General features: G+C 64.9%; 11 protein-coding genes. 2 read left to right on the top strand and 9 right to left on the bottom strand.

Features of this window, described 5'->3' with window-relative positions; all coding sequences use genetic code 11:
* Positions 1-67 precede the first annotated feature (67 nt).
* Together AV059_RS06570 and leuS are read left to right on the top strand one after the other, a co-directional pair.
* Positions 68-1,459, top strand: coding sequence for a PAS domain-containing sensor histidine kinase (locus tag AV059_RS06570; RefSeq protein WP_058997482.1), 1,392 nt, complete (start codon positions 68-70; stop codon positions 1,457-1,459).
* Positions 1,460-1,612: 153 nt separating this feature from the next.
* A complete protein-coding gene (gene leuS / locus AV059_RS06565) occupies positions 1,613-4,300 on the top strand; it encodes a leucine--tRNA ligase (protein WP_058993229.1) in 2,688 nt (895 codons plus the stop codon).
* Between the two features lie 32 nt (positions 4,301-4,332).
* Here leuS and AV059_RS06560 read toward each other — a convergent pair whose 3' ends face one another.
* From AV059_RS06560 to pdhA, 9 genes are all read right to left on the bottom strand, one after another.
* Entirely contained in the window at positions 4,333-4,785 is a 453-nt protein-coding gene (locus AV059_RS06560; protein WP_058993228.1) for a peroxiredoxin, read from the bottom strand.
* Between the two features lie 2 nt (positions 4,786-4,787).
* On the bottom strand, positions 4,788-5,195 hold the full coding sequence (locus AV059_RS06555; protein ID WP_058993226.1) for an Hsp20/alpha crystallin family protein: 408 nt from the start codon (positions 5,193-5,195) through the stop codon (positions 4,788-4,790).
* 62 nt (positions 5,196-5,257) lie between these two features.
* Entirely contained in the window at positions 5,258-6,073 is an 816-nt protein-coding gene (pheA, locus tag AV059_RS06550) for a prephenate dehydratase (protein WP_058993224.1), read from the bottom strand.
* 180 nt (positions 6,074-6,253) lie between these two features.
* Positions 6,254-6,883 carry a hypothetical protein gene (locus AV059_RS06545; protein WP_058993222.1) on the bottom strand — a complete coding sequence of 210 codons (630 nt, stop codon included), beginning with the start codon at positions 6,881-6,883 and terminating at the stop codon, positions 6,254-6,256.
* A 147-nt stretch (positions 6,884-7,030) separates the two neighbouring features.
* Positions 7,031-8,449 carry a dihydrolipoyl dehydrogenase gene (gene lpdA / locus AV059_RS06540; RefSeq protein ID WP_058993220.1) on the bottom strand — a complete coding sequence of 473 codons (1,419 nt, stop codon included), beginning with the start codon at positions 8,447-8,449 and terminating at the stop codon, positions 7,031-7,033.
* Positions 8,450-8,488: 39 nt separating this feature from the next.
* Positions 8,489-8,797: a hypothetical protein gene (locus tag AV059_RS06535; RefSeq protein ID WP_058993218.1), complete on the bottom strand. Its 309-nt coding sequence runs from the start codon at positions 8,795-8,797 to the stop codon at positions 8,489-8,491.
* A 145-nt stretch (positions 8,798-8,942) separates the two neighbouring features.
* Positions 8,943-10,580 (bottom strand): dihydrolipoamide acetyltransferase family protein, encoded by a 1,638-nt coding sequence (locus tag AV059_RS06530; protein WP_058993216.1) that lies wholly within the window; start codon positions 10,578-10,580, stop codon positions 8,943-8,945.
* A 3-nt stretch (positions 10,581-10,583) separates the two neighbouring features.
* Positions 10,584-11,582, bottom strand: coding sequence for an alpha-ketoacid dehydrogenase subunit beta (locus AV059_RS06525; RefSeq protein WP_058993214.1), 999 nt, complete (start codon positions 11,580-11,582; stop codon positions 10,584-10,586).
* Positions 11,579-12,685 carry a pyruvate dehydrogenase (acetyl-transferring) E1 component subunit alpha gene (pdhA, locus tag AV059_RS06520; RefSeq protein ID WP_058993212.1) on the bottom strand — a complete coding sequence of 369 codons (1,107 nt, stop codon included), beginning with the start codon at positions 12,683-12,685 and terminating at the stop codon, positions 11,579-11,581. The genes AV059_RS06525 and pdhA overlap by 4 nt, the downstream gene beginning before the upstream one ends.
* Between the last annotated feature and the right edge of the window lie 7 nt (positions 12,686-12,692).

The raw sequence follows: 12,692 nt of genomic DNA, 5'->3' as shown, positions 1-12,692 counted from the left end.
ACACTTCGAAACGCCCGAAACAGTGACAATCCGCCACACGCAACAGTACGCTCACCGGGAACGTACCATGGGTAGCAAACCTGTCTTAGTCGTCACGACCGACGGGCTGGATACGTCGGCTCTCGAATCCGCCCTCGCCGAGACGCCGGCGTCGATCACGCAACTGTCGGATCTCACGGCCCTCTTTGACACGCTCACCCATTCGGCGTTCCATGCGCTTGTTCTGCCCGAAACGGTCGACGAGCAGTCGGGAACCGATATCGCGTACGGCGTCAGGACGCTGTTTCCCGACCTGCCGGTAATCATTGCTGGCGAGGACCCGGCGGCGGTCCCGGATGCCCTCGACGTGACGGCCGTTGAGCCGTCGGGGCATCTCGAAGATGCTGTCGCCGCTGCCGTCCGAGACAGCCTCGACGCCGAGCCACCGACTGTCGCCGGACGCCCACCGTCCCCGATGGAGACGCTGCTGCTCTCCCTGTTCAACGAGATACCGGACCACCTGTACGCGAAAGACGAGCAGGCTCGACACGTCCTGCTGGGCCGGGGGTTCAACGAGCCGACCGACCGACTCGGCCTCACCGACGTCGAAGTTCCGGAACTGGCTGATGAGCACGCGAAAGCGGCCCTGTGTGATGAAATGGACGTCATCGAGGAAAAAACGGATCAGATCGAAGTAGAGGAGTTCCTCGATCTTGACGCGTCGTACGTCCGCACCCGCAAGATGCCGTGGTACGATTCCAACGGGGACGTTCGGGGAATCGTCGGACACACGCAGGATATCACCGAACGAAAGCTCCGCGAGCACGCGTTTCGCCGCCAGAACGAACGGATGGTGAAAGTCGCACTCGTGGCGTCTCACGAACTCCGAAACGAACTCCAGATCGCCTACGGGCGACTCGAAGAACTGGCCGACTGCGACGGGCCGACCGCCGACATCGAGGAGTCGCTCTCACAGATCTCTGCGATTATCGATACTGTGGTCGAACTCTCCACGAGCGACCCGAGTGGTTCTATCCAGCACGACGAGATCGAACAGATACCGAAGCGAAAACACGTGTGGCTCTCCCGTCTCAGCCGGGAGGTGTGGGACACGCTCGCCGACAGCGAGGCGTGCCTGACCTTCGACGGGGACACCCGTATCGTCGCCGATCAGGAGTCTGCCGGGCTGTTGCTCCAGATCCTGTTCCAGAACGCGCTCGAACACGCCGGACCGTCGGTCACCGTCACCGTCGGCACGACGGCCGACGGCTTCTTCGTCGCCGACGACGGCCCGGGTATCGATGTCGAGCCGCCGGAGCGTGTGTTCGACGCGGGCCACACCGCCGTCCCGGAGAACACTGGATTCGGACTCTACGTCGCTCGCCGGGTCGCCGCGGACCACGGCTGGACGATCTCCATGTCCGAGAGCGAGTCGGGCGGCGCTCGATTCGACATCGGAAACGTCGACTGTCCCGGATAGCGGGCGGCTGGTCGACCTGCGGCGACGGTACCGCTCTGTGGTAAGCCAGTTCCCCGGATTCACACCCGTTCGGCTTGTGGGCTCGTGCGGCCGACCCTGATACCCTCCCGAAGGGAAAGGTATAGCACGGTCGCTGCCGGATGTTCCGATATCATGACCACGACCGGTGAGGAACGCGAGCGGGGGTTCGATCACACGGAGATCGAGCCCCGGTGGCAGCGCACGTGGGACGAGGCCGACGTGTTCCGGATCGACGACGACGAGACCGACCCGGAGTACGTGCTGGCGATGTTCCCCTACACCTCCGGAAGCCTCCACATGGGCCACGTCCGGAACTACACTATCACGGACGCCTACGCCCGCTTCGAGCGGATGCGCGGCGAGAGCGTCCTCCACCCGATGGGCTGGGACTCCTTCGGTCTGCCCGCCGAGAACGCCGCCGAGGAACGGGACACCAACCCGCGGGACTGGACGATGCAGTGCATCGACTCGATGCGCGACCAGCTCACGGAGATGGGCTTTGGCTACGACTGGGACCGCGAACTCGCGACCTGTGAGCCCGACTACTACCAGTGGAACCAGTGGCTGTTCAAACAGTTCCGCGAGGAAGGGCTGGTCGAGCGTCAGGCCGCCGAGCTGAACTGGTGTCCCTCCTGTGAGACCGTCCTCGCCGACGAGCAGGTCGAGGGCGAAGAAGAGCTCTGCTGGCGCTGTGACACGCCCATCGAGGCCCGTGAGATGGACCAGTGGTTCTTCACCATCACCGATTACGCCGAGGAACTGCTGGAATCGCTTGACGACCTCGACGGCTGGCCGAACAACGTCCGGGAGATGCAGCGCAACTGGATCGGCAAGCAAGAGGGCGCAAGCGTCGCCTTCGAGGTCGGCGACTACGGCGAGGTCGACATCTTCACGACCCGTCTGGACACCATCCACGGGGCGACGTTCTTCTCGCTGGCCCCGGGCCACCCCGTCGCACAGGAAATCGCCGAGGGCAACGACGAGGTCGCCGAGTACATCGAGACTGCCGAGCAGGCCGACGAGGATGAACTGGACGTGACTTCCGGCGTGTTCACCGGCGAGTACGCGACCAATCCCGCCACTGGCGAGGAGATTCCCGTCTACGTCGCCGACTACGTGCTGACCGACGTGGGGACTGGCGCGCTGTACGCCGTGCCGGCCCACGACGAGCGCGACCACGAGTTTGCGGAGGCCCACGACATCGATATCGTGCAGGTCGTCGAACCGACCGAAGACGCCGACGCTGACCCCGAAGACATCGACGTGCAGGAAGCAGCCTATCCCGAAGACGGCCTGCTGGTCAACAGCGGCGAGTTCGACGGGCTCAGTAGTAACGAAGCCCGCGACCGCTTCGTCGAGGAGTTCGACGGCGAACACAGGACGGAGTACAACCTCCGGGACTGGGGTATCTCCCGTCAGCGCTACTGGGGCACGCCGATTCCGATGATCCACTGCGACGACTGTGGCTACGTCGAAGTCCCCGATGAGGACCTCCCGGTCGAACTGCCGGAGTTCGTCCACACGACTGGGAATCCGCTGGACGCCGCCGAGGAGTGGAAACACGTCGACTGTCCGGACTGCGGGGCCGACGCGGTGCGGGAGACGGACACGATGGACACCTTCGTCGACTCCTCGTGGTACTTCCTGCGGTACACCTCGCCGGAGATGGACGAGGCCCCCTTCGACGCCGAGCGAGCCGGCGACTGGATGCCGGTCGACCAGTACGTCGGCGGCATCGAACACGCCGTGATGCACCTGCTGTACGCCCGCTTCTTCACGAAAGTGCTGGACGACCTCGACATGGTCGACGGCGTTCGTGAGCCGTTCACCAATCTTACGAATCAGGGGATGGTGCTTGGTGAGGACGGCAACAAGATGTCCAAGAGCCTGGGCAACGGCGTCTCGCCACAGCGCATCATCGAGGAGTACGGCGCGGACACGGCCCGGCTGTTCATCATGGAGGCCGCCCAGCCGGAGAAGGAGTTTGTCTGGAGCCCCGAGGGCGTCCAGTCCGCCCACAGCTTCCTCCAGAACGTGTACACGCTGGTTTCGGCGTACGCCGACGGGGAGGTGGGAACCGACGCTGACCCTGAGAACGGGGACGATATAGCGGACTACGTCGCCCGCGAAATCGACGCCACCGCCGCGAACGCGACGGCAGAGTTCGAGGACTTCCGGTTCAACCACGCGCTGCAGGCCGTCCGGGAACTGGTGTCGCTGCTGCGCCGCTATCAGGAGGCGACCACCCCTGATGCCGACACCTTCGAGCGCGGGCTGGCGACGGCGGCGAAACTGCTCGCTCCGGTCGCCCCCCACGCCGCCGAGGAGATGTGGGCCGAACTGGACCACGACGACCTCATCGCGGAGGCCGAGTGGCCGGCCGCCGACGCGCCTGCCGACTACGAGATGGAGCGCCAGCTGGTCGAAAACACTCGCGAGGACATCCGCGACATCGTCGATACGGTCGGCATCGAAGACCCCCAGACCATCACGCTCGCGGTCGCACCGGAGTGGAAACACCGCGTCCTCGACCTCGCCCGGAACGCCGACGGCAACGTCGTCGGGACCGTCATGCAGGACGAGGACCTGCGCGAGCAGGGCGAGGCGGCCGCGGACTTCGCCAAGGAACTGGCCGGCCGCGCGCAATCGCTGGACGAGCAACTGCCGCCCGAGCGTGAGCAGGCGGCACTCGAACGGGCCGCGTGGCTCGTCGAACGCGAGTTCGGCGCTGACGTGATCGTTCAGGGTCCCGAGGAAGCAGACCCCGACCTCGTCGGCAAAGCCGGTCCCGGCCGCCCGGCCATCGACATCGAAGAATAGCTCGCAGTCGTCCGATTTTCGTCTGCTGCGGCCTACTCGGCGCTGACCAACCCAGTGTCGACAAGGTCTTTGAAGACGCTCGCCGCGTGGCCGTCGGGACCGACTCGTTCGTACACGGCGACGACGCGCTCCCGTGCGATAATGTACGTCGTCCGCTGGCTCCGTCTGTCGACGAGTGGCACGTCGAACGCTTCACACAGCCGTCCTTCGGGGTCGGCCAGCAGGTCGAAACTGATGTTGTTCGCTTCAGCAAAGTCGCGGTGGCTTTCGACCCCGTCGGTCGAGACGCCGTACACTGAGACGCCCGTGTCTTCGAACCGCTGTGCGTGCTCCTCGAACTGTTCCGTCTCCGTCGTACAGCCCGGCGTGTTGTCCGCCGGATAGAAGTACAGCACCGTCGGCTGCTCGAAGCCGGGCTGGACTGCGTCGCCGTGCTGGTTTGTCGCCCTGATCGTCGGCACGTCGGTACCGGGTTCGAGCACCATCGTCAGTTTACGGGGATATCCGTCCCGTCGTCGTCCTCGCTGTGTCCGACCTTCGCCAGCCGCACCGTGAGGACGCCGTTGTCGTAGCTTGCAGTGGTCTCCTCGTCGTCGACGGCTTCGGGGAGGCGGACCGACCGGCTCAGCGACTGCTGCCGACGCTCGCGCTGGACGTACTGCCCGTCGGTCGATTCCCGCTCCTGGCTCGACGTGGCGCTGATGGTGAGCTTCCGGTCCTCAACAAGCTGGACGTCGATGTCCTCGCTGTCGTAGCCGGGAAGGTCCGCGTGGACGACGAAGGTGTCGCCCTCGTCGACGACGTCGACCGGGATAGCGCCCATGTCGACACCGAACTGCTCTCCCAGCATATCGAACGCGCGCTCGATCTCGCTGAACGGATCGCGGTCTGGCATACACGGGGGTACACGGCCCCGGGACTTAACGCTTGAAGCAGGGCCGGCGGTGTTTCGCCGGCTCAGTTGACGACCGTCTTGGAGTCATACGACCCGAGCCGGCGGACCCACCCCTTCCCGGCGATGTCCTCGATATCAGCGAGCGCCTCCTGCGTGCGCTGCTCGTAGAGGCCGGCCGAGATGTCGATGTGGAAGACGTAGTCCCCGAGCCGCTCACCGCTGGGCCGGGACTCGACGCGGGTGAGGTTGATGTCGCGGTCGGCGAACGGCTCCAGCAGTTCAAGTAGGAGTCCGGGGTAGTCGACATCGGGGTAGACGATAAAGGAGGTCTTGCCGCCGGCCTCGCTACGCTCGCTTTTCGGGGCGACGACGACGAAGCGGGTGGCGTTCGAAGACCGGTCCTGAATGTCCTCGGCGAGCACTTTCAGCTCGGTGCCGTTGGTCGCGTTCTCTGGGTGGCCGATAGCGGCGATGTCAGCGTCGCCACGGGCCCGCTCAACGCCGCGGGCCGTCGACGCGACGGCCTCGACATTGACGCCGGGGTAGTGCTCGTCGAGCCAGCCGCGACACTGGGCCAGCGCCTGGGCATGGCTGGCTACCAGTGAGAACGAGTCGTCCTGTGCGAGCAGGGCGTGGCGGATCGGCGTGATAACCTCCTCGACGACGGCAACGTCGTACTCCGCGAAGGCGTCGAGCGATTCGGTGACGGAGCCCTCGATACTGTTTTCGACGGGGACGACACCGCGCTTGGCCTCGCCGTCGGCGACGGCCTCGACGATGGCAGTCACTGACTCGGAGAAAGAGATCTCGTCGTCGGTGACTGCCTGTGCGGCGCGGTGGGAGTAGGTCCCCTCGGGACCCAGGGTAACAGTGGTCATACCCGGGGTACAGCGGTGGGAACCAAAAGAACCGTGGTCATCGGCAAGCGCTGTGACAGTGCCGCCGATAGCCGGTCAGGACAGCCGCGCCAGTTCCTCGTCGCTGAGTTCACTGGCGCTCGCGACGACGTTCCGTTCGAGGTGGTCGTGACGCTGGGCTATCTCGTCGAGGCCGGTAGTTTACTCGTTGCTACGGTGGAACAGCGCGAGGTGAACGAGGAGGTATCGCGAGGCGTAAAAAACCGTCACGCTGGCGACGAAGGCGAACAGTGAGACGGCCCCAATCGACAGCCCGAACCCGGAGTCCACGAACGGGTTCCGACCCGTGAACGCGATGTATGCGGACACTGCGTCACCGCCGCCCAGGCCCACAGCGAACAGGCAAAGCGAGAGGACAATCGCCAGGCCACCGGTTCCGAGGCCAACGTACCGCGCGAAGTCCTCGGCGTTGAGCGCCGCGTGCGCCTGTTGCTCAGTCAGCGGCGCGAGCCGGACTCGGTAGAGGGCTGACCCGACAAGCAGGGTCGCACCGAACAACTGCAGGAACCCACCAAACACCCCGAGCAACAGCACTTTCGGCGAGGCGACGCCGGGGTCAATCGATGGCAGAAACGCCGCGGTACTGTCCGGATACAGCCCGTAGATCGGTAGCAACAGCGCCAGCGCGCCAAGCAGGGCGCTCTGGAGAGCGAGCGTCCGCGGGACAGTCTGTCTGAGATACGAGTGGCGTTCGTAGCGGAGTCGCTCGTACGTCGACCCCGAAATGATCGCCTGGGCGATGGTATCGTCGGGCTGTGAATCAGTAGACATATCTTACCGGTTCCTATTCACCGACAGTTTACTCAATCCACAATATAACCCTTTTGCACGGCGCAAGCTTTAGATTCTCTGTCAGTAAAACCCCCTCAGAGTTGTGTTTGAACTCGGTAGTTAATCACGAATCGGTCCAGAGCGTTCTCAGCGCGTGTGAACCGCTTCGCCGCGTGCTGCTGCGGCCGCCTCGTGGACCGCTTCGGAGAGCGTCGGATGCGTGTGGATCGTCCCGGCGATGTCTTCCAGCCGCGCGCCCATCTCGATGCCCAGCCCGAGTTCAGCGATGAGTTCGGACGCCTCCGGACCAACGATCTGTGCCCCGAGCAGGAACTCCTCGTCGGCATCAGCGACGACGCGGACGAACCCTTCCTTCTCGTTGACCGTGAGCGCACGGCCGTTGGCCCGGACCGGCATCTGTCCAATGACCGGCTCGAAGCCCGCCGCCTCGGCCTCCGACTCAGTCATCCCGACGGTGGCGATTTCGGGGTCGGTGAATACCGCGGCGGGAATCGCCTGGTGGTCGAACGCGGCTGGCTCACCGGCGGCGGCTCTCGCGGCAACCTCGCCCTCAGCCATCGCCTTGTGGGCCAGCATCGGTTCGCCGGCCACGTCACCGACTGCAAACACCGACTCAAACGCCGTTCGGCACTGGTCGTCGGTCGGAATGACGCCGTTCTCGTCTGTCTGGAGGTCTATGTTTTCCAGCGCGAGCGTGTCCGTAACCGGCTCGCGGCCGACCGCGACAAGACATTTCTCTGCGTTGTACTCGGTGACCGTCTCGTCTTCGTCGACGGTCTGGACGCGAATACCCTCGTCTGTCTCGTCCCAGTCGTCGGCCGCCTCGCCGAAGTTGAACTCGATACCCAGGTCTTCGGCGCGGTCGCGGACGACCGCTGCGATGTCGTCTTCGTAGCCGGGCAACACGTCGTCGAGCATCTCGACGACCGTGACCTCCGCACCAAGCTTTGCGAACACTGTCGAGAGCTCCATGCCGATGTAGCCCGCGCCGACGACGAGCAGTTTCTCGGGGACCGATTCGAGCGCGAGCGCGTCCTTCGAGGAGAGGATGTGCTCGCCTTCGAACTCGAAGCCGGGGACCGCCATCGGTCGGCTCCCCGTCGCAACGATGGCGTGTTCGAACGACAGCGACTCCGAGCCCTGCCCATCGCCGCCGTGGGCGACCCGGACCGTCCCGTCGTCGACGAACTCGGCGGTCCCTTGCATCAGATTGACGCCGGCGTTCTTACACAGCGACTCGACGCCCCGTGTCAGCCGTGTGACGACGCCGTCTTTCCACTCTGTCATCCCGGCCATGTCGACGGCCGGGTCCGCGAACACGCCCATCGACTCGGCCTGCCGGGCGTCGTAGGCGACATCTGAGGCCGAGATGAGTGCTTTCGAGGGGATACAGCCGTGGTTCAGACAGGTCCCGCCGTAGGCGTCTCGCTCGACGAGTGTCGTGTCCAGTCCCAGTTGCGCGCCCCGGATCGCGGCGACGTAGCCGCCCGGACCGCCGCCGATAACAAGCAGTTCCGTTCCCGTAGTGACATCTCCAACGACCATAGCGGTGCCTCGTCCGGGTCCGTGAAAAGCTATCGCCCTTCAGTTCGCTGTCGTCTTTCGCCTGCGCCGTTGGTACAGGTAGTATCCGATGACCGGCACTGACACCGCAAACGCCGCGAGCAGTGTCGTCCCAACGGCGTGGACGATACCGGCGAGCGCATACAGCGGTGTCGGGGCCCAGTCCCCGTCAGTCCGCCGGAGCTGTCGACTGTCGAGAAAGAGGCCGACCGTGAGAAGCAGGCTGAACAGCACACCTGCCCAGCTGGCGAGGACAGTCAGGGCAAACGCGCCGAGGAACGTTCCGAGACTCCCCTCTCCGGCCGACCCTGACGAAACGACTAGTTCCATCCCGACTCGGGAGAGGGCAACACAGCCCGGAACCAGCACAAACAGCGCGGCTAACCCGTACCAGATCCATGTGTCTCTTGTGGAGGGCATCACAAGCCCTGTCGTTCCAGTGACTGGTCTGGTTTTCGGTTGCGAACCCGAGCAGTTACTCTAGTAGGAGTCGCGTCGGGTCCGCCAGATATTCCTTGAGCGTGTTGACGAAGCGCGCCGCGTCGGCGCCGTCGATGACACGGTGGTCGATTGCCAGCGAGAGCGGGAGCGTCGGTTTCGCGACGACTTCGCCGTCTTCGGCCACCGGCCGCTCTTTCAGCGCCCCGATACCGAGAATCGCTGTCTCGGGGACGTTGATGATCGGACTGGCGTACTCGCCGCCGATGACGCCGAAGTTCGTGACGGTGAACGTTCCGCCCTGCATCTCTGATCGCTCGATGTCTCGCTCTCTGGCCCGCCCGACGAGGTCGTTGATCTCGCCGGCGAGTTCGACCAGCCCCTTCCCGTCCACGTCGTTAACGACCGGGACGACAAGCCCGTGGTCGGTTGCCGCCGCCACGCCGATGTTGTGGGCATCCCTGTAGACGATTTCCTCGTTTTCGGTGTCAAGCGCCGTGTTGAGCACCGGGTGCTGGTCCAGCGCCGCGGCGACGCATTTCACCACAAACGGTGTGTACGTCAGCGTGACATCGCGCTCCTCGGCGAGTGGCGCGAGTCGCTCACGGGCCTCGACGAGGCCGGACACGACTACCTGGTCATGGTGGGTCGCGTGGGGCACTTCTCGACGCGAGCGCGCCATCTGCTCGCCGATAGACCGGCGGACGCCACGGTACGGTTCGCGGCGCTCGCCGTCGCCTGTCTCGACGGCCGTCGCTTCGGGCCCAGCGCCGCCCGCCTGGGCTGCCGTTCCCGCCGCGCCACCTCCGGCGCTGATGGCTTCGGCATCGGCCGCCTGTGCAGCCTGCTGGGCCTCCGCGTACGTCCGGACGGCGGCCTCGTCGACGTAGGGCTGACCGTCCCGCGTCTGGTCGGTCGGGACGGCGTCGATATTCACGTCGAGTTCACGGGCGGCCTTTCTGGTGGCCGGCGTCGCCAGCGTCTGGTCGCGACTGGCGGCTTCCTGTCCGTCCCCGGAGACACTTCTGACGGCTGACTTGACAGCTGTCCCGTCGTCTGTATCGCCCGCGTCGACCTGTGAAACCGCTGCGGTCGGACTGTCCCCGTCGTCGGATGCCTTCGAAACGACCGACGTCGGGCTGTCGTCACTGGCAGTCGCCTCGTCGGCCGACGCTGTGGCCGCCTCGACATCCCCCTCTGTGACACGGCCGCCCGGTCCGCTTCCGTCGACGGCCGCGATGTCGACTCCCTCCTCACGGGCGAGTCGACGCACGCTCGGCGAGGCGAACACGCGGCCATCAGCCGTACTTGTGCTTGCACCCGACTGCTCGTCAGCCGCTGCGGCTTCGCTCGCAGCGCTGTCTGCCTCCTCTGTGTCGGCTCCTGCCGATTCGACTTCGTCTGTATCGCTGGCCGCCGCGTCGGCCGTTTCGGCGTCGCCCTCTTCGGCAATGGTGATGAGCACCTCGCCGGTCTGGACCATCTCGCCGACCTCGGCGTGCAGTTCCTGTACGACGCCGTCGACCGGTGACGGCACGTCGACGGCGGCCTTGTCGGTTTCCACCTCCGCAAGGACCTGATCCTCGGTGACGGCGTCGCCCGGCGAGACGCGCCAGGTCAGCACCTCACCCTCTGCGACCCCTTCACCGAGGTCTGGGAGATTGAACTCGAACATGCGTCAGAACTCCACTGCCTCTCTGATACCGTCTTTGATGCGGGCGGGTTCGGGGAGGTAGTAGTCCTCTAACGCGTACAGCGGGTACGGCACGTCGAAGCCAGTCACCCGCGTAACGGGGGCCTCCTGATACAGCAGGACTTCCTCCTGAATGGTGGCGATGATTTCGCCGGCCAGCCCACCGGTTTTGGGCGCTTCGTGGACGACGGTTGCTCGTCCGGTCTTTTTGAACGACTCGACGATGGTCTCGGTGTCCATCGGCGACAGCGTTCGCAGGTCGATCACTTCGGCGTCGATGCCCTCCTCGGCCAGTTCTTCGGCTGCTTCGACCGTCGGCCGGGTCATCGCGCCCCATGTGAACACGGACACGTCAGCCCCTTCGCGGCGGACCTTCGCCTCGCCAAGTTCGACGGTGTAGGGGTCGTCGGGGACCTCCTCACGGAACGACCGGTAGATGAGCTTCGGTTCGAGGAAGATAACGGGGTCCGGGTCCCGGATAGCCGCCGTCAGCAGCCCCTTCGTCTCCTTTGGCGTCGACGGGACGACCACCTTTAGCCCCGCCTCGTGGACGTAAAATGCCTCCTTGGACTCGGAGTGGTGCTCCGGCGCACGGATGCCGCCGCCGTACGGTGCGCGAACAGTCAGCGGGCAGTTGTATCGGCCGCGGCTCCTGTTCCGAAGCCGGGCGGCGTGACTGACAATCTGGTCGAACGCGGGGTACATGAACCCGGAGAACTGCATCTCCGGAACCGGCCGGAGCCCGTAGGCAGCCATGCCGATAGCTGTCCCGACGATACCGGCCTCCGCGAGCGGCGTGTCGATGACCCGGTCGTCACCGAACTCCTCGTGGAGTCCCTGTGTCGCCCGGAAGACGCCGCCGTTTTTCCCGACATCTTCACCCATCACGACCACGTCTTCGTTCCGTTCCATCTCGCCGTAGAGCCCGTCACGGACGGCCTGTACGAGCGTCAAACTCTGTGTGTTTGCGTCCTGTGTGCTCATTCCAGTAGCACCTCATCGCCGTGTCGCGCGCGCAGCTCTTCGAGGTAGTCCAGTTGCTGTTCAAGCCGCTGTGGCATCTCCGCGTACACGTCCGCGAACATCTCCTCTGGCTTCGGTCGCTCTGTCGCCTCAGCCTCGTCGATGGCCGTGGCTACCTCATCCTGAACCGATTCGTCGATGGCGTCGACCCGCTCGTCGTCGAGCAGGCCCTGGTCTCGGAGGAACGCTTCCATCCGCGGGATGGGGTCTTTCTGCTTCCAGCGCTCAACCTCGCTGTCGTCGCGGTACACCGATGGGTCGTCAGCCGTCGTGTGTGCGCCAAAGCGGTACTGCACCGCCTCGATCATCGTCGGCCGGAGTCCGTCCTCTGGCGGGTCGTGTGCCTTGTCGACGGCCTCGCGGGTAACCTGATACACCGCCAGCGGGTCCATCCCGTCGACCTGGACGCCGTCGAAGCCGTAGGCGTTGGCCTTCTGGGCGAGCGTCTCGCTGGCCGACTGGCGCTCCCGTGGCACCGAAATCGCCCACTGGTTGTTGTTACAGAAAAACACCGCTGGCACGTCGAACACGCCAGCGAAGTTCAGGCCTTCATGAAAGTCGCCCTCGGAGGTCGCACCGTCACCGAAGTACACGAGGGCAGCGGTGTCATCGCCCTTGAGTTTCGATGCCCACGCGGCCCCGGTCGCGTGCGGAATCTGCGTCGCGATTGGAACCGCAAACGAGAACGCTTGGACGTCTTCTGGCGGCGAATTACCTGACTCCGATCCCATCCAGTACAACAGGTCGTCCGACAGAGGCCATCCCTTGACGTACATCGCGAGATGCTCCCGGTAGCTCGGGAAGGCCCAGTCGCCGTCTCGCAGCGCGAAGGCGCTGCCGACCTGCGAGGCCTCCTGTCCCGACATTGGGGGGTAGGTTCCCATCCGGCCCTGTCGTTGCAAACTCACCGCCCGCTGGTCGAAGTGCCGGCCGAGTTTGAGATACCGGTACATCTCCACCAGTTCGTCGTCCGAGAGGTCCGGGACGGTCGCGCCGTCGACCACTGTCCCGTTTTCATCGAGAATCTGTACCCTGTCCGTGGGGTCGCGTTGGAGGACACTCATAGAAACC

Source organism: Haloarcula sp. CBA1127 (assembly GCF_001485575.1).
Taxonomy (GTDB): Archaea; Halobacteriota; Halobacteria; order Halobacteriales; family Haloarculaceae; genus Haloarcula.
The sequence above is the reverse complement of the archived record's forward strand: the minus strand, read 5'-3'. Positions and strand labels throughout refer to the sequence as shown.